The sequence below is a fragment of the Streptomyces sp. NPDC050988 genome (genome assembly GCF_044456225.1).
In the GTDB taxonomy this organism is placed as follows: domain Bacteria; phylum Actinomycetota; class Actinomycetes; order Streptomycetales; family Streptomycetaceae; genus Streptomyces.
Window position 1 is genome coordinate 1 of record NZ_JBITFQ010000017.1, and the last position, 20,866, is coordinate 20,866.

A 20,866-nucleotide genomic window follows, 5' to 3' on the forward strand; every position below is an offset into this window, starting at 1 on the left:
GGTTCGGGGGCGGAGCCCCTGAGTCAGGGACGATGGGGGTCCCCCCGCTCGAGCGAAGCCGAGAGTGGGGGAGGGTAGGGGCGGCGGGGGCGAAACCTGTTGGTCAGACGCAGACCTTCTCCGGCTCGACGGACTCCGTCTCCCGGACGCGGACCCGGCGCAGGGTCACCGCCGCCAGTGCCGCCCCACCCAGCAGGAGCAGCGCGCCCGCGATCGCCGCTGCGTGCATTCCGCTGGTGAAGGCCTCGCGGGCCGCGCTCACCAGGGCGTCGCCCGCGCGGCCCGGGAGTTGCTGGCCCACGGCGAGGGCCGCGCCGAGCGTTTCGTGGGCCGCGGCGGGAGCCGCGTCCGGGATGTCATGGCGGTACACCGCGGTGCCGATGGAACCGAGGAGCGCCATGCCCAGCGCGCCGCCGAACTCCGCGCCGGTCTCCAGGACCGAGGACGCGGTGCCCGCCTTCTCCACCGGTACGGTGCCCAGCGCCAGGTCCATCATCTGGGACATCACGGTGACGATCCCGGCGGCGATCACTCCGGCCCCGGCGAGGACCAGCCACAGCGAATCCGTGCCGGCCGCCGTCAGCATCCCGTAACCGCAGGCCGCGAGGACGAAGCCGCCGGAGACGACGTACGCCCGGTTGACTCCCCGCTGGACCAGCTGTGCGGCGACCGGTGCGGCCACGCCGACGAGCACGGTGGGCAGCAGGCCCCACAGCGCGGCCTCCATGGAACTCTTGCCGAGCACCGACTGCAGGTACTGCGTGGTGAAGAGCGCCGAGCCCATCATCCCGAACGAGGACAGCAGGTTCAGCGAGACGGCCGGTGCGAAGCCGCGACCGCGGAAGAGCGAGGGCGGGATCATCGGCGACTCGATCGTGCGCTGGCGGTGGACGAAGAGTGCGGCGAAGAGCAGGCCGACGGTCACCGACAGGACGTAGCGGACGTTCCAGCCCTCGGAGGGGATCTCCTTGAGGCCGTAGATCACCGGCAGGACGGCGGCCATGGACAGCGGCACGCTCAGCAGGTCGAAGCGGCCCGGCGACGGGTTCTTCGACTCGGGGAGCAGGATCGGGCCGAGGACCAGCAGGAGCACCATCGCGGGCAGGTTCACCAGGAAGACCGAGCCCCACCAGAAGTGCTCCACGAGGACGCCGCTCATGACCGAGCCGAGCGCCACGCCGGCCGTCATCACGCCGGACCACAGGCCGATCGCCTTGGAACGCTGGGCCTGGTCCGTGAAGAGCGTGCGGACGATCGCCAGGGTGGACGGCATCAGCGTCGCGCCGCCGATGCCGAGCACCGCGCGGGCCGCGATCAGCGTCTCGGCGCTGTCGGCGTACGCCGCGACCAGCGAGGCCGCGCCGAAGGCGGCGGCGCCGACCAGGAGCAGCCTGCGGCGGCCGATGCGGTCGCCGAGCGAGCCCATCGTCATCAGCAGCCCGGCGAGCACGAACGCGTACATGTCGAAGATCCACAGCTGCTGGGTGCCGGTCGGCTCCAGGTCCGCGCTGATCTGCGGGATCGCGAAGTAGAGGACCGAGACATCCATGGAGACCAGGAGCAGCGGCAGCATCAGGACGCCGAGTGCGGTCCATTCGCGGCGTCCGGCACGGGTGGGAGCGCCAGGGGCGGGCGCGCTGGGATTCGTCATACCGAGGAATGTACGGGCGTATTAAACGTCTGTCTAGTACGCACGTATAAAACTGCCGTCCAATACGTTCGTCTCAAACGTCGGTCTGGGACGCTTGTCTGTCGCGGAGGTACGCTGAGCCGCATGGGACACCGTGAGGATCTGCTCGAAGGCGCCAAGCGCTGCCTGCTGGAGAAGGGCTTCGCGCGCACGACGGCGCGCGACATCGTCAAGGAGTCGGGGACGAACCTGGCGTCGATCGGCTACCACTACGGGTCGAAGGACGCGCTGCTCGCGGAGGCCTACGTCTCCATCGTCGAGGGGCTGTCCGACGACTTCGACGCGGGCGGGAGCGCCACGGCGACCACGGAGCCGGGGTCCCTGGAGCGGTTCCAGGAGGTGTGGTCGAATGTCGTCGGGACCATGCGGAGGCCCGGTTCGGTGTGGCATCTCAGCATGGAGATCGTGGTCATGGGCGACAAGATGCCCGGCGTGCGCGACCACTTGGCCAAGGCCCAGCGCGAAGGGGCGCGCGGCATCATCCCGCTGCTGATGGGCGGGGTGGAGGAGGACGTGCCGGAGAGGGACGTCGACACGCTGGGCAAGTTCTACATGACCCTGATGATGGGGCTCATCGCGCAGTGGACCTTCGCCCCCGAGATCGCGGCCAGTGCGGAGGAACTCACCGAGGGGTTGCGACGGGTGATCGCGGGGGCGACTGCGGAGGGTTCGGCGACGGGGGCGGTGCCGGAGTCGTCCTGACGATCCTGCCCTCGCGCATCTCCGCCACGCGGTCGCAGAAGTGGCGTACGAGTGCCAGGTCGTGGCAGATGAACAGGTAGCCGAGGCCGAGGCGTTCCTGCAGCTCGGCCAGGAGGTTGAGGATGCCGGCGCGCAGGGACGGGTCGAGTGCGGAGACCGGTTCGTCGAGCACCAGGAGCTTCGGCTCACAGGCCAACGCACGGGCGATTCCGGCGCGTTGGCACTGACCGCCGGAGAGTTCGTGCGGACGCCGGTCACCGAGTGACGGGTCGAGGCCGACCTGCTCCAGCAGCTGGGCCACGCGCTCGGGGCCGCTGGTCCGGTCCCAACACCCCTGTACGCGCAGGGGTTCCGCGACGGCGTCTCGGATGCGGTGGCGGGGGCCGAGCGATCCGTACGGGTCCTGGAAAACGGGCTGCATCGCCGGTCTGAGCGGACGCAGCCGCTTCTCGTTCAGCGAGGTCAACTCGTGGCCGTCGAACCATACTTCGCCGCCGGTGGGGCGGCGCAGCTGTAGTACGGCCATGGCCGTGGACGACTTGCCGCAGCCCGAGGGGCCGATGAGGCCGAGGGTCTCGCCGGGGTCGATGTCGAAGGAGACGTGGTCCACGGTGGTGCGGGTGCCGTGGCGGACGACCAGGTCGCGTACGTCCAGGAGGGGGCTCACGTGGACTCCAGGAACAACTCGGCGGGGTGGTCGGGGAGTTCGTGACTGCGGTGGCAGGCGACCGTGTGGTTGTCGTGGGTTTGGGGCTTGGGGTGTTCTGTGTGGCAGCGGGGTGCTTCCGCGAGCGGGCAGCGGGGGGCGAAGGCGCAGCCTGGGGGGAGGGCGGTGGGGTTGGGTGGGGTGCCGGGGATTGAGGGGAGTCGTCCTCTGCGGGTTCGTTGTGGCTGGGCGCGCAGTTCCCCGCGCCCCTTAGGGGGCGTCGTGGACTGGGGCAGTGACGTCAGCAAGCCCGCCGTGTACGGCGCCCAGGGACGGGTGAACACCTCCTCCACCGGGCCCTCCTCGGCCAGGCGGCCCGCGTACATGACCAGTACTCGGTCGGCGTGGTCGCGGACCATGGGGAGGTCGTGGGTGATCAGGACCAGCGTCGTGCCGGCGGTCCGGCTGCGATGGGTCAGGAGGTCGAGGAGTTGGCGCTGGGTTTCCGGGTCCTGGGCGGTGGTCGGTTCGTCGGCGATCACGAGGGCGGGGGAGTGGAGCAACGCCATGGCGATGACGGCCCGTTGGCGCATGCCGCCCGAGAACTCGTGCGGGTAGGCCCGCGTCTGGTCCGCGGGGATGCCCACCTCCTCCAGCGCGGCCACCGCCCGGGCCCGCGCCTCTTTGCGGGAGACCCTGTCCACGGACCGTATGGCGGCGGCGAGTTGGTCGGTGACACGGTGCACGGGGGAGAGGGCCGAGAGTGCGTCCTGCGGGACCAGGGCGAGTCGGCGGCCCCAGAGGGCGGCGCGTACGGAACGAGGGGCGCCCACCAGCTCGTACGGTCCCGTTCGTACGCTGCCCGTCACCGTCGCCTCCTGTGGTGGCATGCCCAGCAGTGCGCGGGCCGTCAGGGACTTGCCCGCGCCCGACTCGCCCACCACGGCGAGGACTTCACCCTTGAGTACGTCGAAGGACAGGCCCCGCACGGCTTCGACCGCGCCGAATGAGATGTGCAAGTCCCGGACAGAGAGGAGGACTTCGGGGTTCATCGGGTCGGCTCCTTGCGGGGACGGAGTGCGGAGAGGGCCGTACGGGAGAAGGGGCGGGGGCCGGAGTGGGAGTCGGAGTCGGAACCGGAGCCGGGCGGCGTGGCCGTTCTGCTGCGGCCGCCCTCCGCGTACGCCGACGACGACACCGCGAGGCCCGCCAGCAGGGCCAGGGCGACCGCCGGGGCCAGAGCCGCCCACGGGGCGCGTTCCACGTAGGCCCGTGACTCGTCCAGGAGGAGTCCCCACTCAGGTGCGGGCGGCTGGGCGCCGAGGCCGAGGAAGCCGAGGGAGGCCAGGGCCAGGGCGATGCCGGGGAGGCGCAGGAGGGCGTGGCGGGTGACCGGGGCCGCCACCGAGGGCAGGACGTGGCGGGTGAGGATCCACAACGGGCTTGCCCCGATGGCGCGTTGGGCCAACAGGAACGTCGACGCGCGGACCTCCTGCACCAGCGCCGCCGCGTGCGACGACAGGGCGGGCCAGGAGAGCAGGGCCACGGCGAGCGCGGCACCGCCCGTGCCCGGGCCCACGACGGCCGCGACCAGGATTCCGGCGATCACCGGCGGCAGGGCGTTGGCGATGTCCGAGGCGCCCGACGCCACGGCCGGCAGGAATCCGAGGGCGAGCGCGAGGACGAGGCCGGACAGACAGACCGCGGTCGCCGTGCCGATCGTCGACGCGGCACCGTGCCCGAGCCGCGCCAGTACGTCGCGGCCGAGTCCGTCCGTGCCGAGGGGGTACGCCCAGGAGGGTGCCTGGAGACGGGCGGTCGTGTCCACCGTGTACGGGTCGCGCAGCAGGCCCCAGCCGACGCAGGTCAGCAGCGTGATTCCGAGCGTCAGCGGGACGGCCGGGTGCGCGCGGACCGGGCGGGCAGCGGGCAGTGTCAGCCCGGCGTCGCGCAGGGCGGGCCCCAGCAGTCGGCGCCGTACGACGGCCGCCGCCGCGCCCGTGACGAGGCCGAGGGCGAGCAGGGCGAGGACCGACCCCTGAAGCAGCGGCAGGTCCTGCGACTTGGCCGCCCCCAGCGCCGTACGTCCGATGCCCGGCACCGCGAACACCGTCTCCACGGCGACCGCCCCGCCGGTCAGTCCGACGGCTACCATCCCGAACTGCGGTACCAGCGGCGGGAGTACGCGACGCAGGGCGGCGGCCGAGATGCGCGCCCTGCTGACTCCGGCGCCCCGCCACAGCTCCACCCACCGCTCGTCGAGGACGGGCGGGAGTGCGTCCGCGACCAGCCTGCCGAGCAGTCCGCCAGCGGGAACGCCGAGTGCGACGGCCGGCAGCACCATGTACTGCGGGCCCTGCCAGCCGGAGGTCGGCAGCGCGCCCAGCCATACCCCGCACACCAGCAACGCGACCGTGGCCAGCAGGAATTCGGGCAGCGCGGCGAGCATGGCGGCGAACGCGCCGGCCGACCCCCGGCCGCGTACGAGCACCGGAGCGACGACCGCGCAGGTCACCAGGAGCGCGACCCCCAGCGCCGCGCCCATCAGAGCGAGCGACACCTGGAGTCCTGAGACGACCGACGGCAGGACGTCGGTGCCGGACACCCAGGACGTGCCGAGGTCGCCGCGCGGCAGGCCGGAGAGCCAACTCCCCAGCAGGGAAAGGGGACCCGCGTCCAGGCCGAGGTCGGCGCGGATCGCGGCGAGGGCCTCCGGTGTGCCCTCCTGTTCGGCCGAGCGGGCGCGCAGGACGGTGAGGGCGGGGTCACGGCCGGAGAGCCAGGGGAGCAGTCCGACGGCGGCGAGAACCGCGGCGAGGCAGCCGAGCCGGGTGAGCGCGGCCCGGCCGCCAGGTGTGAACAGGCGTGCCATGAGCGTCACTTGACGTACGTGTCCGCGGTGATCAGAGCCCGCTCGCGCGGGTCGTGCTCGACGTCCACGACACCGGCCGCGTCGCCCTGGATCACGCGCTCGTGCAGCATCGGGATCGCGGCGTCGGTGGCCAGCACCGCCGCCTCCGCGTCGATGACGGCCCGGCGGCGCGCGTCACCGGTCTTCGTCCCGGCGGCCTTCTCCAGAGCCGCGTCGACCTTCTTGTCGGACAACTGCGAGATGTTGAAGGAACCCTTCGAACCGAAGTCGCTATAGAGGTACGCGGCCGGGTCACCCGAGTCGAGGACGGTCGCCCGGGACAGGATGAACGCGTCGAACTCGCCCGCCAGAGCGTCGGATTCGATGTTCGCGTACTCGCGCACGTCCAGCTTCACCTTGAACCCGGCCTGCTCGAGCTGCTGTTGCAGCGTCTGGGCGACCTCGGGCAGTTCGGCGCGGTCGGTGAACGTACCGATCGTGATCGTCCTCCCGTCCGGATCACCGGACTTGGCGCGCTCGACGGGCTTCCGCAGGTCGGCGGCCCAGGGGAGGGCCGGGCCCAGCAGGCCCTTCGCGACGTCCGCGCGGCCCTCGTACACGCCCTTGACGATCGACTCGGCGTCGAGGGCCTCGCGGGCGGCGGCCCTGAGGGAGGCGTCCTTGAAGGGGCCGCTCGCAGTGTTCAGGTACAGGGTGTTGGTGCGCGGCATCGGCACCTCGGTGACCAGGTCCTTGTCGAGCAGCGCGGCCTGCGACACCGGTATCGCCTCGACGACGTCGGCCTCGCCGCTGCGCAGGGTGGCCGCACGGGCGGTGCCGTCGGGTACGAACCTCACATCGATACCGGGGGACTTGGCCGTGCCGCCCCAGTAGTCGTCGTAGCGGTCGAGGGTCGCCGACGACGTGCCGTTCACCTTCGTCAGCTCGAAGGGGCCGGTGCCCGCGCCGACCGGGCTGACGGTCTTCCCGCGGTACGCCTTCGCGGCCAGGATCGACAGCTGCGGCGAGCTCAACCGCTGCGGGACGAGCGGGTCCTCGGTGTCGGTGGTGACGGCGACAGAGTCGCCGTCGGCCTTCACCGTCAGGTCCACGCCGTCGAGGATGCGCGGCTTGGGCGAGGCGGTCGCGGCCCTCGTGAGCGACCGGACGACGGACTCGGCGGTGAGCTTCGTACCGTCGTGGAAGGTGACGCCGTCCCGTATCCCGAACGTCCAGGTCCGGCCGTTCTGCTGCCACTTGGTGGCGAGGGCGGGCTCGGCGTCGCCGTCCGTGTCGAGGGTCACCAGCGTCTCGGCGGTCGACCAGCGCGACAACTTGAACGCGTCGTCGGACAGCGGCGACAGCCCGGAGCGCGGCGGGTTCATCATCGCGACGCGTACGCGCTCGCCGTCGCCGTCCGCGGAGCCGCCCGCGGAATCGTCCGAGGCGGATTCCGAGAAGCACCCGGTGAGCAGCAGGGCGGCGGCCGCGGTGATCGCGGAGAGGGGGAGAAGGCGGGCGGGCAGGCGCACGGAGCACTCCGGGTAAAGGGATGGTCAATGGAGACGTGCGCCGACCGTAGCATGATGATAATCGTTTTCAGTAATGACTCTCGCTGTCGCGGTGCCCGACGACGACGTGGTCGAGGGCGGACGAGGCGTCGTCGGTGATGTGCGTGGGCCGGAACGTCTCGTCGGTCCACGGCCGCCCGCCCGACACCCACACGCTCCGGACGCCGTCGAGCCCCCTCGCGCCACCGATGTCGGCGTGCGCCGAGTCCCCGATCACCCAGGCCCCGCGCAGGGACGCCCCCACGGCGGCCGCCGCCGCACGGAAGATCTCCGGCGCGGGCTTCTTGCACCCGACAGCCTCGGAGATCACCCATCCGTGGACGATCCCGTCCAGCCCGGTGCCCCGGATCTTCGCCTCCTGCTGCACGACACGGCCGTTGGTGACGATCACACACGTCCATCCGGCGCCGACGGCTCGGTCGAGCGCGTCGCGAGTGGCCCCCGCCAGTACGACACGATCGGCCGCGCCCCGGTCGAGGAAGTCCCGGACAGCGGCCCCGGAGAGGGCCCCGCCGTACCGATCGGCCATGGCCCGGGCAACGTCCTCCCTCGGCGTATAGCCGCCGGCGTCGACGGACATCAGCCATGCGAGGTCGTCCACAGGGAGCGCGTTCTCGTCGAGGAAGACCGACGCGGCCTCCCGGAAGGCGGCGTCGCGGTCGACCAGGGTGTTGTCGAGGTCGATCATGAGGAGAGGCATGGTCGGGAGTATTTCTTGGGTCTGATCCTCAGGTCCCCAGATCCCAGATCCGAAGGCCCCCGGATCCAACAGGTCCCCGGATCCAACAGGTCCAGGGTGAGCAGAAGGAGCTCGACATGTCCGTGGTGGACGCCGAGGTGGACGCCGAGATGGACGTACTGATCGTCGGTGGCGGGCCGGTCGGGCTCACTGCTCGCGCGTTGCTGGAGCGGTGGGGCGTGCGGGTGTCGCTGGTCGAGAAGTACGGCGAGCTGTCCCCCTTTCCCCGGTCCCGGCTGGTCAACGTGCGCTCGATGGAGATCTACCGCGGGCTCGGACTCGCCGACGGGATCACGGCCGGCGCCTTCGCACCGGAGTACGGCCGCATCCGCTTCCGGGACACCCTGCACGACCGCGACTTCGCCACAGCGGCGATGGTCGGGATCAACGCGCCGATCCCCGAGAGCCCCGTGACCGGCGTCGTCAGCTCGCAGGATCGGCTGGAACCCGCCCTGCTCGCGGCGGCGGACGCAGAGCTGAGGTTCGGGGCCGAACTCGTCGGCCTCACCGAGGAGGCCGACAGCGTCGTCGCCGTACTCGCCGACCACCGAGGCGGTGCGGAGACCCGCGTCCGTGCCCGCTACGTAATCGCCGCCGACGGTGCGAACTCAACCGTCCGGCAGCGGCTGGGGATCGGCACCACCGGCCCCGGAGTGCTGGCGGCCGTCACCACCGTCGTGTTCGACGCCGACCTCGACGGCTGGTGCGCCGACCAGCCCGCCGGGGTCTACTTCACCGCGCACGGATCCTTCCTCCCGCTCTACCCCGAAGGAGGCTGGGCCTGGCTCGGCCCCACACCCGAGGACGCCGAGGATGCCGACTGGCCCGGCCTCGTCTCGCGCGCACTCGGCCCCGACGCCGGAGTACGAGCCGATGTGTCGCGGGTTCAGCACTGGGTGATGAACGCGTTCGTCGCCGAGCGCTTCCGGCACGGCAGGGTCCTGCTGGCCGGAGATGCCGCGCACGCGATCCCGATCGTCGGCGGCCTGGGCATGAACACCGGCATCGCCGATGTCCACAACCTGTGCTGGAAGCTGGCGGGCGTCCTCCAAGGGTGGGCCGGGCCAAGCCTGTTGGACTCGTACGAGGCGGAACGACAGCCCGTCGCCCACCGGACCCTCCGCCAGGCGGTGGCCAACAGCAAGCTCATGTTCGAAGCGCAGAGTCTGCGCCACGAGCAGCTCCGGGCCGGCGAAGCGGCGCCGGCCCGGGTCGAACTGCCCTGGTCCGACCGGTACTTCGCCCAACTCGGTCTCGTGCTCGGCGTCGCCTACCGCTCCGACGCCGTCCTCACCGACGGCAGCACGCCGCCCGAACCGTCCGACAACGGCACGGAGTACGTCCCCACCGCGGAGCCCGGCCACCGCATGCCGCACCTCTGGCTCACGCCCACCCGCTCCACGCTCGACGCCTTCGGCGAGTGGTTCACCCTGCTCACCCCGGACCCCGCCGTCTGGGAGCAACAGGCCACCGCGCCAGGGGCGTTGCACATCGAGCGCCTTCCCGAGGAGCACGCCGATCTCTGTGGTCTCAGCCCTCAGGGGGCGCTGCTGGTCCGGCCCGACGGCCACATCGGTGCCCGCTGGCGCGACCGCGCACCGAGCGACACCGCCCTCCACCGCGCGCTCACCGCGATCGGTGGTTCTCCGCGATCGAGTCGGTGACAACGGGAGCGCGTCGGACCGCGCTTGCGAACGCCGGCCGCCCAGAGGCGCTGCTTCCTAGAGCCGCCGCGCCTTCAGCCCCATGTGCAGGAGCAGGCGGTCCTCGCCGTCGTCCAGGTCGAGGCCGGTGAGTTGTTCTACGCGCGAGAGGCGGTAGTAGAGGGTCTGGCGGTGGATGCCCAGTTCGGCGGCGGTGCGGCCGGCCTGGCCCGCGCAGTCGAGGAACACCTCGGCGGTGTGGGCGAGTTCGCGGTGGGCGGGGGCCAGGAGCGGACGTACGGCGGGGTCGTGGGACGCGGTCGGCGGCAACGTCGTCAGCAGGCGGTACGGGCCGATGGACGACCAGTGCGCGACCGGGCCCAGCCGCGGCTCGGCCAGCGCCGCGCGGGCGGCGGCCGACGCCTCCTGCCAGGCGGTGCCGAGGTCGGCGAGACCGGAGTGCGGGACGGCGATCCCGGCCACGACACGGCCGGGGCGGGGGCCGTACGGTTCCGGGGTCTGTCCGCCCGCCCGGCCGGCTCCCGCGGCCCCCTCCGCCGTCCGTCCGGCTGCCCCCGGCCCCCCTGCCGTCCGCCCGGCCCCCCTTGTCCCCTCGGCTGTCCCCTCGGCTGTCCCCTCGGCTGTCCCCTCGGCCGCCCGCGCGGCCTCCGCCTCGCCCGCCCGGCCAGGCTGCTGCTCCGACCCGGTGTCCCGGCCCTGGGCCTGGCCCTGGCCCGGGTTCGGGTTCGGCGGCTGGGTCGGGCCCCGGCCCTGGACGCCGCCGGTTTGCTGGTGAGCCCCAGCAGGGCCGTGCTCCGCCGTGGAGGACTGGGGGCGCGCTGATCCCCGTACCCCCTCCGCCCTCTCCAGCAGGCGGGCGGCCGCCGTTGTCGCCGGGGTGAGGACCTCCGGTGAGCGGAGGCGGACCAGGAGAGCAAGGCTCTGGGCGGTGGGGCCCCAGGGGAGGGCGCAGACGGCGGTGGCGGACGGGATGGTGCGGACCGACGGAGCGTCGTCGGGGTCGGACGAGGGCCAAGGGGCCACGCAGACCATCGTGTGCAGGCCCTCGCCGCGGGCGCCCAGCTCCGTATGGAGTTCCGCCAGTGCCATGTCGCGCTGCCAGCCGCTCTCGGCGGTGAGGACCGCCCGCAGCTCACGGCTGAGGTCCGCGCCCGCCTGGGCCTCGTCCGCCAGGAGGGCGCCGATGCGCGGGGTGACCTCCATCGCGGCGGAGAGCTGTCGGTCGGTGGGACCCGGATCGTCCGCAAGCAGCCACACGTACCCGAGGACCACACCCCGGTGGCGTACGGGCAGACAGACGCGGCCCCGGTACACGCCCGCCTCGGGCGTGGGCGGGATACGGACCGGCGCCGTGGCGCGCGCGATGCCGAAGCCCTCGAACCAGGTCCGGACCGCCGAGGTCGAGCGGCGCGTGAGGATCGAGCGGGCGCGTACGGGGTCCAGCGCGGAGGCGTCCAGCTCGCCCTCGCTGTCGTACGCGCCGAAGGCGATCAGCTCGAAGTCGCGGTTCTCCAGCGTCGCGGGGGCGCCGAGGAGCTCCGAGATCTCGTCCACCAGCTCCTGGTATTCGCCCTTGGGATCTGATGTCACCCGGGCATTCTCCATCATTTCCCCGCGCCTTCATACATCTGTCTGAGATCCAGGGCACGGATGCGTGACAGCTGTCGATGGCCGACGATCGGAGGGATCCTTAGGTTTCACGGTGGTTCTCCGTGTCGTACCGGAACGCCGCCGGGCGGTGGTGGGTACGGCCTTCCGCCGGCCTTGTTGTGGAGGTGCCCCGTGCTGGGTCCCGTGATTCTCGCCGCGTCGCGCAGCGACCGGATGCGTCGTCTGATCTCGGCGGCCCCGGTGACCAGGCCGGTCGTCGACCGCTTCATCCCCGGCGAGACCGTCGACCAGGTCGTACCGATCATTCAGGACCTCGCGGCCAAGGGCCTGGAGCTGACGATGGACGTCGTCGGCGAGGACATCACCAACCCCGAGCAGGCCGCCGCCGCCCGCGACGCCTACCTCCAGCTCGTCGACCGGCTCAAGGAGCTGGAGCTGGGGACCCGGGCCGAGATGTCGATCAAGCTGTCCATGTTCGGGCAGGCGCTGGAGGACGGTCACGAGCTGGCCCTCGCCAACGTCCGCCCCGTCGTCGAGGCCGCCGCCGCCATCGGCACGACCGTCACGCTCGACGCCGAGGACCACACCACCCTCGACTCGATGTTCGCCATCCACGAGGAGCTGCGGAAGGACTTCCCGCAGACCGGCTGCGTCATCCAGGCCTACCTCTTCCGCACCGAGGCCGACGCCCGCCGTCTCGCCGACAGCGGCAGCCGCGTACGGCTCGTGAAGGGCGCGTACAAGGAGCCCGCCGAGGTCGCGTACCAGCAGAAGGCCGAGACCGACAAGGCGTACGTGCGGATCCTGCGCATCCTGATGGAGGGCGAGGGGTACCCGATGATCGGGTCCCACGACCCGCGCCTCATCTCCATCGCCCAGGAGCTGGCCCGGCGCGCCGGCCGCAAGCCCGACGAGTACGAGTTCCAGATGCTGTACGGGATCAGGAGCGACGAGCATCTGCGGCTCGCCGCCGAAGGCCACCGCATGCGCGTCTACACCGCGTACGGCACCGACTGGTACGGCTACTTCATGAGGCGCCTCGCCGAGAAGCCGGCCAACCTCCTCTTCTTCGCACGCTCGACCCTCACCAAGAGCTGAGAAACAAGGCACAAGGCACAAGGCACAAGACGCTGAGAACGAGAACCGAGAACCAGGGCTCGAGCCCCGAGAACACCGCTCACTAAGGAGTTACGGAAGCCATGGACGCCGTCACCCAGGTCCCCACCCCCGTCAACGAGCCGGTGCACGGCTATGCCCCCGGCTCTCCCGAGCGCGCCCGCCTGGAGTCCAGGCTCAAGGAGCTGGCCGAGAACCCGGTCGACCTGCCGATGACCATCGGCGGCGAGAAGCGGATGGGCGGCGGCGACCGTTTCGACGTCGTGCAGCCGCACAACCACAAGGCCCGCCTCGGCACGTACGCGAACGCCACCCAGCAGGACGCCCAGGACGCGATCGACGCGGCCCTCGCCGCCGCGCCCGCCTGGCGCGCGATGTCCTTCGACGACCGCGCCGCGATCATCCTGCGCGCCGCCGAGCTGCTGGCAGGCCCCTGGCGCGAGACGCTCGCCGCCTCGACGATGCTCGGCCAGTCGAAGACCGCCCAGCAGGCCGAGATCGACTGTCCCTGCGAGCTGGTCGACTTCTGGCGCTTCAACGTCAAGTACGCCCGTGACCTGCTCGCCGAGCAGCCGCCGGCCAACTCGCCGGGCGTCTGGAACCGCCTCGACCACCGTCCGCTCGAAGGCTTCGTCTACGCGATCACGCCGTTCAACTTCACGGCGATCGCGGGCAATCTGCCGACCGCGCCCGCGCTGATGGGCAACGTGGTCGTGTGGAAGCCGTCGCCGACGCAGACCCACGCGGCCGTGCTGCTCATGCAGCTCCTGGAGGAGGCGGGACTGCCCAAGGGCGTCATCAACCTCGTCACCGGCGACGGCATCGCGGTCTCCGAGGTCGCCCTGGAGCACCGCGACCTCGCCGGCATCCACTTCACCGGCTCGACCAAGACCTTCCAGTACCTGTGGAAGACGGTCGGCAACAACATCGAGAAGTACCGCACCTACCCGCGCATGGTCGGCGAGACCGGCGGCAAGGACTTCGTCGTCGCCCACCCGAGCGCCGATCCCGCGGTCCTGAAGACGGCTCTCACCCGCGGCTCCTTCGAGTACCAGGGCCAGAAGTGCAGCGCCTCCTCGCGCGCGTACGTCCCGGCCTCCATCTGGAACTCCGGCTTCAAGGAGGAGTTCGCGGCCGAGATCGACGGCATCACAATGGGTGACGTCACCGACCTGTCGAACTTCATCGGCGCCGTCATCGACGAGCGCTCCTTCGCCAAGAGCAAGGCGGCGATCGACCGGGCGCACGCCGACCCGTCCTGCACGGTCGTCGCGGGCGGCACCTACGACGACTCCGTCGGCTACTTCGTCCGCCCGACCGTCGTCGAGTGCACGGACCCGGCGAACGAGGTCTTCACGACGGAGTACTTCGGCCCGTTCCTCGCGGTGCATGTCTATGAGGACGACCAGTACGACGAGATGCTGGCCCAGATGGAGTCCGTGTCCGACTACGCGCTCACCGGCTCGGTCATCGCGGGTGACCGCGCGGCCGCCGCGTACACGATGGAGAAGCTCCGCTACGCCGCGGGCAACTTCTACATCAACGACAAGTCGACCGGCGCCGTCGTCGGCCAGCAGCCCTTCGGCGGCGGCCGCGCGTCCGGCACCAACGACAAGGCGGGCGACCCGCAGAACCTGATGCGCTGGACCCTGACCCGCGCCATCAAGGAGACCCTGGTCCCGCCGACCGACTACCCGTACCCGCACATGGGCTGAGCCCGTACCCGCGCATGGGCTGAGCCCGTACCCGCGCATGGGCTTGGTCCCGTACCCACGCATGGGCTTGGTCCCGTACGCGCCCACGAGCCGAGGCGTCCCCGTACACGGGCCGGCGTCTCACTGAACCGCCCCCGCCCCGGAAGCATCCCCTCCGGGCCGGGGGCGGTGTGCTGACGGCATCAGACGTCGGATTGCCGATGCGTCATTGAGCAATGAAGGGTCGCTCGGGGCGGTGTGAGGATCACTCCGGGAGACTGAGGACGATCTTGCCCTTGGTGTGTCCCGCCTCCCCGAGTTCATGGGCCTTCGCCGCCTCCGCGAACGGCAGGACCGCGTCCACGTGGATCCGTACCCGGCCGCCCGCCAGCAGTGAGGCGATCTTCGCCAGACGCATGCCGGACGGTTCCACCCGCACGACCGCGAAACGCATCCCGCGCGCCTCGACGTCCTCGGCCGACAGGCCCGTGTCTCCGGGGACGGCGGAGAGCAACAGGCCTCCCGGGCGCAGGTTGTTGAGGGTGCGCGGACCGTAGTCGCCGCCGATCAGGTCGAGGGCGACGTCCATGTCCCGTACGGCCGTGGAGAAGTCCGTGGCCGTGTGGTCGACCGGCTCGTCCACGCCCAGGTCGCGCAGGAACTCGTGCTTGTCGGCGCGGGCCGTACCGACGACGTACGCGCCCTCCGCCTTGGCGATCTGCACCGCCGCGTGACCGACCCCGCCCCCTGCCGCATGGACCAGCACCCGCGTGCCCGGGCCCACTTGGGCGAGGTCGACCAGGGCCTGCCAGGCGGTGAGGGTCGCGGTGGGGGCGCCCGCCGCGTGGACGTGGTCCAGGGTCGACGGCTTCGCCGCGAACCGGTCGGCGGGGGCCGCCACGTATTCCGCGTACCCGCCGCCCAGGACCTTGCCGAAGACCTCGTCGCCGGGCCGGAACCCGGTGACGCCCGACCCGGTCGCCTCCACCACCCCGGAGACGTCGTTGCCGAGGACGAAAGGCGGTTCGCCGAAGAGCGGCGCGGCACCCGAACGCACCAGCCGGTCGACGGCGTTGACACCCGCCGCGCGCACCCGCAGCAGAACCTCCCCCGGACCGGCGACGGGCCGCTCCCGTTCCTCGATCTCCAGAACCTCGGGCCCGCCGAAGCGGTGCTGGGTGATCACACGCGTACGCGGAGGTGCGGTGGTCATCGGGTCTCCCTCCCGAAGCCGGATTCACGGACCGCTCGGCCCCCATCGTGCTCCCGCGGCCCGGCTTCCGCAGCCCGCGGAATCAGCGGAATCAGCGGGCTCGGCGGAATCAGGACGAATACTGGGGCGATGACCATCCGGCTGCGCACCGCCCACACGGCGGACCTCACCCCCGCCGAACTCCGCGCCGTCCGCACCCTCCTGGACGACGCGTTCGAGGGGGACTTCTCCGACGAGGACTGGGACCACGGGCTCGGCGGGATGCACGCCCTCGCGCACGACGGGACCGGACTCGCCGCCCACGGCTCGGTGGTCATGCGCAGGGTGCTGCACCGCGGCCGCTCCCTGCGCACGGGGTACGTCGAGGCGGTCGCCGTCCGCGCGGACGTACGCCGGACCGGCCTCGGCGGGCAGATCATGGCCGCCCTGGAAGGGGTCGTCGACCGCGCGTACGCCCTCGGAGCGCTCTCCGCCAGCGACGAGGGCGCCGCCCTCTACGCCACCCGCGGCTGGCAGGTCTGGCCGGGCCGGATCTCCGCCCTCGGCCCGGACGGCGTCGTACACCTCCCCGACGAGGAGGGCACCACGTTCGTCCGCCCCGCCTCCGCCGGCCCCCTCGACCCGTCCCACGGCCTGGTCTTCGACTGGCGCGACGGCGACGTCCTCTAGAGACGTCCTCTAGAGACGTCCTTGAGAGACGCCCTCTGGGGATCTCCTCCAGCGGGGCAATGCAGAAAGCGCAGGTCAGCGCGGTGTGACCCAATCCGCCGTCTCAGATAGTAGGAAGTCCGACTAACTGTGGAGACAGATGCGCGGTCCTCACTTAGCTTTGTAGGAGCCGAACGTCTCGCTAGACCAAGCGAATGGCGGTCGTGAGCCGGAGCCCTGGCAGGCAACCCCTGCGGCACCGCTCCCCGCCCCACCCGGCGTCTCGTAATCCCTCATCGCACTTCCGGCGGCCGCTGCCGGAGGCAAGGAGTCGATTCATCATGGCCGAGACGACCGCCCGCCGAGTCCGTCACGTCTCCCGTTCGAGCGAGTCCGACCGCAAGAACGCCGCCGCCGCGCTCCAGCGCGCCCTCGACCGCAGGGACAACGGCGGCTCGACCGGGCACTGAGCCCGGTCCGGCCTTCTCGGAAACACGCCAGCCTTCTTCGGAACAAGCCGGGAGCCGCGCCCGCACGAGGTGCGGCGCGGGGCCTCACGCTCCGCGCCGCACCTCGAAGTAGTCGATGCGCTCGCCGCTCTGCGCCAGCGCCGACACCTTGAGCTTCGGGGCCGCTCCCGCCTGTGCCTCCACGGAGAGGAAGGAGTAGCCGGTGTACCGCACCCTCGACCACTCCACGGTGTCGGGGTTCTGGTCCCGCGACTTCGTCCAGTGGTACGTCTTGACGGACTCGCGGTCGGCGATCTTCCCCTCGTAGCTGTCCTTCACCCCGGCGGGGAAGTGGTAGAGGCTCTTGCCCGCGCCGCCCGCCGTGACGTACACGATCCCGTCCCGCGTCGGATCGGTCGACGCGCCGACGGGCACCCGCCTGCCCACCTTGCCGCCCTTGATGGCGTCGGTCCGCTCGTAGACGTGGTTGTGCCCGTTGATCACCAGGTCCACCTGGTGCTTGGTGAACAGCGGCAGCCAGGCGTCGCGCACCCCGCCGTCCGAGGCGTGGGTCGACGTCGAGTACGTGCAGTGGTGGAAGAAGACCACGATGAAGTCGACCTGCCGCCGCAGTTCACCGAGCCGAGTGTCGAGCCAGGCGGTCTGCCTACCGTCCGAGTAGCCCTTATTGGCGGGGATCTCGTACGACACGTCGTTCGCGTCCAGCGCCACCACCCCGACATTGCCGTACGTGAACGAGTAGACGCCCGGGGAGTTCTTCGCGTCGAAGCCGTTGTCCGGGAGGGCCCAGCGCGCGGACTGCCCGCCGTAGCCGTTCGGGGAGTACCAGGCCTCCATGTCGTGGTTCCCGGTCGTCACCATCCACGGGACGGACCTGGCCACCGGCTCGGTCTGCTTGAGGAACAGGTCCCAGGTGGTGGGGGAGTAGTAGTCCGACTTCTTGCCGTGTCCAGTGTCGTCGGCGTAGCAGATGTCCCCCGCGTGCAGATGGAACGACGGTTCCCGGCCGAGGATCAGCCGGTCGTTCGCGAGCGCGTCCGGGGTGACGCCCTGGTCGCCGAACGCGGTGAACACGAATGTCTCGGGGCGGGCGGGCGCCGTGGTGAACGAACCGACCGTGGAATGCCGCTCCTTGGACGCCGGGTCGAAGCCCTCGTGACCGACGCCGTAGTAGTACGTCGTGCCGGGGCGCAGGCCGTCGAGCGCCGCGTGCAGGTAGTACTGCTCCACCGCGAGCCGCTGCCCCTCCACCTCGGGGGTGTGCAGGTCGCGGACCTCGGCCTCGATCTTCCGGCTCAGCTCCCACGGCTTCAGCCCCACACGCACGTACGGCTTCCTGACCGGGAGCGGCACCTGCCACGAGATCCGCATCTGGGTCTTGGGGTCCGCGCCGAAGGCGAGGTGGCGGCCGAAGGGGGCGACGACCGAGCCGTTCACCCGCCCTGTGCCGGTGGGCGTGGACGTGGCGGACAGGGGCGAGGCCGTCCGGCTCGCCGTGTCCGTGCCGGAGCCCGAGCCGGAGCAGCCGGTCAGCAGCCCGCCGGCCACCGCGCCCGCGGTCACCAGGGCGCGGCGCCGCGAGTACTTCGTCCGCAGGTACTCGTACTGCTCCGCCATGCTCATCCGGCGTGCGAGCTGCGGCGGGATGCCGACGTCGGGAGTGTCCATGGTGAGGAACTTCCCAGCGTGTCCCAACAACCGCCATACGTATGGGTGAACGGGAGCCGACAGATTGATGCGCGGCCACCCGGTGGTCGCCCGCTGGTGTCCGTATCGCGGACTCCCCATGTCATCCCGTGGGACGAGGAGTAGGGTGCCGACATGTCTCGCAGCCTCAATCTCGCAGTGATCCCCGGTGACGGCATCGGTCAGGAAGTCGTGGCCCAAGGCCTGAAGGTCCTCTCGGCCGTCCTCCCGCAGGATGTGAAGCTGGAGACCAAGGAGTTCGACTTCGGCGCCAAGCGTTACCACGCGACCGGTGAGACCCTCACCGAGGCCGATCTGGACGCCCTGAAGAAGCACGACGCCATCCTGCTCGGCGCGATCGGCGACCCGAGCGTGCCGTCCGGTGTGCTGGAGCGCGGTTTCCTGCTCAAGCTCCGCTTCGCCTTCGACCACCACGTCAACCTGCGTCCGTCGAAGCTCCTTCCGGGTGTCGCCACCCCGCTCGCCGGCCAGCCGGAGATCGACTTCGTCGTGGTCCGCGAGGGCACAGAGGGCCCGTACACGGGCAACGGCGGCACGATCCGCAAGGGCACCGAGCACGAGGTCGCCACCGAGGTCTCCGTGAACACGGCCTTCGGTGTGGAGCGCGTCGTCCGTGACGCCTTCGCCCGCGCCCAGGCCCGCCCGCGCAAGAAGCTCACGCTGGTCCACAAGAACAACGTGCTGACCTTCGCGGGTCACCTGTGGACGAACGTCTTCAACAAGGTGGCCGAGGAGTTCCCCGAGGTCACCACGGACTACATCCACGTGGACGCCGCGACGATCTACCTCGTCACGGACCCCGCCCGCTTCGACGTGATCGTCACCGACAACCTCTTCGGCGACATCATCACCGACCTCGCCGCGGCCGTCTCCGGTGGCATCGGCGTCGCCGCCTCCGGAAACATCAACCCGAGCGGCGAGTTCCCGTCCATGTTCGAGCCCGTCCACGGCTCGGCCCCGGACATCGCCGGCCAGGGCAAGGCCGACCCCAGCGCCACCGTCCTGTCCGTCGCCCTCCTGCTGCGCCACCTCGGCCACGAGTCCGAGTCCGCGCGCATCGAGGACGCCGTCTCCGCCGACCTCGCGGAGCGCGTCGGCAAGCCCGCCCGCAGCACCGAGGAAATCGGCGACGCGCTCGCCGTACGAGTAGCCGGCTGACCCTCCCCCACAGCTTTAAGGCGCGGGGGGACCCCCAGCGCCACTCGAAACTCTCGAAGCCGCCGGGTCTCTCAAACACCCGGCGGCTTTTCTATGTCCCCGCCGGGTGTCACCATCATCCTCTGGGTCGCATTCACGCCCTTTTCGTCCATGGCCCCGCACGCGCGATAATCGAACGCGGAGCCGCGGAATGAGGGAATGCTCGGACGTCCTAACACCGGCCACTGGCAGGTACAGGCGTGAGCGCGGCCCGTCACACACGAAACCGGTGAAGGACATCTACTCATGACGACGCCCACGATCGAGCTCAAGCCCTCGGCCTCGCCACTTTCCGGCGCGGAGCGCGAGGCCATCCTCGCCAACCCCGGCTTCGGCCGCCACTTCACCGACCACATGGTGACGATCAAGTGGACCGAGGGCCGCGGCTGGCACGACGGCCAGCTCACGCCGTACGGACCGCTCTCCCTGGACCCGGCGACCAACGTCCTGCACTACGCGCAGGAGATCTTCGAGGGTCTGAAGGCCTACCGGCAGCCCGACGGCTCCGTCGCCACCTTCCGCCCGGATCGCAACGCCCTGCGCTTCCAGTCCTCCGCCCGTCGCCTGGCGATGCCCGAGCTGCCCGTCGAGACGTTCATCGAGGCGTGCGACGCGCTGGTCCAGCAGGACAAAGGATGGGTGCCCGCGCACGGCGGCGAGGAGTCGCTCTACCTGCGCCCGTTCATGATCGCGAGCGAGGTCGGCCTGGGCGTGAAGCCCGCCAACGAGTACCTCTTCCTGGTCATCGCGTCCCCGGCCGGCGCGTACTTCCCGGGCGGCGTGAAGCCCGTCTCGATCTGGCTCTCCGAGGACCGTGTGCGCGCCGTCCCCGGCGGCATGGGCGACGCCAAGACCGGCGGCAACTACGCCGCGTCCCTGCTCGCCCAGGCCGAGGCGGCCTCGAAGGGCTGCGACCAGGTCTGCTACCTCGACGCCGTCGAGCACACGTGGGTCGAGGAACTGGGCGGCATGAACCTGTACTTCGTGTACGGGGACAAGATCGTGACCCCCACTCTCACCGGCTCCATCCTGGAGGGCGTCACCCGCGACTCGCTCCTCTCGGTCGCCCGTGACCTCGGCTACGAGTCCGAGGAGGCCCGCGTCTCCATCGACCAGTGGCAGCGCGACGCCGAGAACGGCACCCTGACCGAGGTCTTCGCCTGCGGCACGGCGGCCGTCATCACCCCCGTCGGCACCGTGAAGCGCTCCAGCGCCGAGTGGCAGCAGTCCGGCGGCGAGCCCGGCGAGGTCACCCTCAAGCTCCGCCAGGCCCTCCTCGACATCCAGCGGGGCGTGACGAAGGACCAGCACGGCTGGATGCACAACCTGGGCTGAGGCTCCGGCTCG

The 20,866-nt window shown here is 71.1% G+C and carries 17 protein-coding genes; 8 read left to right on the forward strand and 9 right to left on the reverse strand.

What is annotated here, in order from left to right; genetic code table 11:
• Nucleotides 1-103 precede the first annotated feature (103 nt).
• Complete coding sequence (locus ACIBEI_RS30075; protein WP_398893369.1) at nucleotides 104-1,651, reverse strand: MFS transporter; 1,548 nt, start codon at nucleotides 1,649-1,651, stop codon at nucleotides 104-106.
• Nucleotides 1,652-1,774: 123 nt separating this feature from the next.
• Here ACIBEI_RS30075 and ACIBEI_RS30080 point away from each other — a divergent pair, with 123 nt between their 5' ends.
• A complete protein-coding gene (locus tag ACIBEI_RS30080) occupies nucleotides 1,775-2,392 on the forward strand; it encodes a TetR/AcrR family transcriptional regulator (protein ID WP_398893370.1) in 618 nt (205 codons plus the stop codon).
• On the opposite strand, the gene ACIBEI_RS30085 is transcribed toward ACIBEI_RS30080, so the two are convergent.
• The 5 genes from ACIBEI_RS30085 to ACIBEI_RS30105 form a co-directional block, all read right to left on the reverse strand.
• Nucleotides 2,313-3,059 (reverse strand): ATP-binding cassette domain-containing protein, encoded by a 747-nt coding sequence (locus ACIBEI_RS30085; protein ID WP_398893371.1) that lies wholly within the window; start codon nucleotides 3,057-3,059, stop codon nucleotides 2,313-2,315. The two genes, ACIBEI_RS30080 and ACIBEI_RS30085, sit on opposite strands and share 80 nt — an antisense overlap.
• Entirely contained in the window at nucleotides 3,056-4,090 is a 1,035-nt protein-coding gene (locus ACIBEI_RS30090; RefSeq protein WP_398893372.1) for an ABC transporter ATP-binding protein, read from the reverse strand. Before ACIBEI_RS30090 ends, ACIBEI_RS30085 begins: the two co-directional genes overlap by 4 nt.
• Complete coding sequence (locus tag ACIBEI_RS30095) at nucleotides 4,087-5,910, reverse strand: ABC transporter permease subunit (RefSeq protein WP_398893373.1); 1,824 nt, start codon at nucleotides 5,908-5,910, stop codon at nucleotides 4,087-4,089. Before ACIBEI_RS30095 ends, ACIBEI_RS30090 begins: the two co-directional genes overlap by 4 nt.
• A gap of 5 nt (nucleotides 5,911-5,915) precedes the next feature.
• Nucleotides 5,916-7,421, reverse strand: a complete 1,506-nt coding sequence (locus tag ACIBEI_RS30100) for an ABC transporter substrate-binding protein (RefSeq protein WP_398893374.1) — start codon at nucleotides 7,419-7,421, stop codon at nucleotides 5,916-5,918.
• Nucleotides 7,422-7,488: 67 nt separating this feature from the next.
• Nucleotides 7,489-8,160 carry an HAD family hydrolase gene (locus ACIBEI_RS30105; protein ID WP_398893375.1) on the reverse strand — a complete coding sequence of 224 codons (672 nt, stop codon included), beginning with the start codon at nucleotides 8,158-8,160 and terminating at the stop codon, nucleotides 7,489-7,491.
• Between the two features lie 116 nt (nucleotides 8,161-8,276).
• Between ACIBEI_RS30105 and ACIBEI_RS30110 the strand changes: the two genes are divergently transcribed.
• Entirely contained in the window at nucleotides 8,277-9,863 is a 1,587-nt protein-coding gene (locus tag ACIBEI_RS30110) for an FAD-dependent monooxygenase (RefSeq protein ID WP_398893376.1), read from the forward strand.
• 57 nt (nucleotides 9,864-9,920) lie between these two features.
• On the opposite strand, the gene ACIBEI_RS30115 is transcribed toward ACIBEI_RS30110, so the two are convergent.
• Complete coding sequence (locus tag ACIBEI_RS30115) at nucleotides 9,921-11,471, reverse strand: PucR family transcriptional regulator (RefSeq protein WP_398893377.1); 1,551 nt, start codon at nucleotides 11,469-11,471, stop codon at nucleotides 9,921-9,923.
• Nucleotides 11,472-11,645: 174 nt separating this feature from the next.
• On the opposite strand from ACIBEI_RS30115, the gene ACIBEI_RS30120 reads away from it, so the two are divergent.
• Together ACIBEI_RS30120 and pruA are read left to right on the forward strand one after the other, a co-directional pair.
• Nucleotides 11,646-12,572, forward strand: a complete 927-nt coding sequence (locus tag ACIBEI_RS30120) for a proline dehydrogenase family protein (RefSeq protein ID WP_398893378.1) — start codon at nucleotides 11,646-11,648, stop codon at nucleotides 12,570-12,572.
• Nucleotides 12,573-12,673: 101 nt separating this feature from the next.
• Nucleotides 12,674-14,305 carry an L-glutamate gamma-semialdehyde dehydrogenase gene (gene pruA / locus ACIBEI_RS30125; RefSeq protein ID WP_398893379.1) on the forward strand — a complete coding sequence of 544 codons (1,632 nt, stop codon included), beginning with the start codon at nucleotides 12,674-12,676 and terminating at the stop codon, nucleotides 14,303-14,305.
• A 244-nt stretch (nucleotides 14,306-14,549) separates the two neighbouring features.
• Here the strand turns inward: pruA and ACIBEI_RS30130 are convergent, their stop codons facing one another.
• The gene (locus ACIBEI_RS30130) at nucleotides 14,550-15,497 is read right to left on the reverse strand and encodes an NADP-dependent oxidoreductase (protein ID WP_398893380.1); all 948 of its coding nucleotides are present in this window, start codon (nucleotides 15,495-15,497) and stop codon (nucleotides 14,550-14,552) included.
• A 129-nt stretch (nucleotides 15,498-15,626) separates the two neighbouring features.
• On the opposite strand from ACIBEI_RS30130, the gene ACIBEI_RS30135 reads away from it, so the two are divergent.
• A complete protein-coding gene (locus ACIBEI_RS30135) occupies nucleotides 15,627-16,166 on the forward strand; it encodes a GNAT family N-acetyltransferase (RefSeq protein ID WP_398893381.1) in 540 nt (179 codons plus the stop codon).
• Nucleotides 16,167-16,486: 320 nt separating this feature from the next.
• Nucleotides 16,487-16,615 (forward strand): hypothetical protein, encoded by a 129-nt coding sequence (locus ACIBEI_RS30140; protein ID WP_260695433.1) that lies wholly within the window; start codon nucleotides 16,487-16,489, stop codon nucleotides 16,613-16,615.
• A gap of 84 nt (nucleotides 16,616-16,699) precedes the next feature.
• On the opposite strand, the gene ACIBEI_RS30145 is transcribed toward ACIBEI_RS30140, so the two are convergent.
• Nucleotides 16,700-18,283 carry a purple acid phosphatase family protein gene (locus ACIBEI_RS30145; protein WP_398893382.1) on the reverse strand — a complete coding sequence of 528 codons (1,584 nt, stop codon included), beginning with the start codon at nucleotides 18,281-18,283 and terminating at the stop codon, nucleotides 16,700-16,702.
• Between the two features lie 153 nt (nucleotides 18,284-18,436).
• Between ACIBEI_RS30145 and ACIBEI_RS30150 the strand changes: the two genes are divergently transcribed.
• On the forward strand, nucleotides 18,437-19,480 hold the full coding sequence (locus ACIBEI_RS30150; protein ID WP_398893383.1) for a 3-isopropylmalate dehydrogenase: 1,044 nt from the start codon (nucleotides 18,437-18,439) through the stop codon (nucleotides 19,478-19,480).
• Between the two features lie 285 nt (nucleotides 19,481-19,765).
• Nucleotides 19,766-20,854, forward strand: coding sequence for a branched-chain amino acid aminotransferase (locus ACIBEI_RS30155; protein ID WP_398893384.1), 1,089 nt, complete (start codon nucleotides 19,766-19,768; stop codon nucleotides 20,852-20,854).
• Nucleotides 20,855-20,866: the final 12 nt, after the last annotated feature.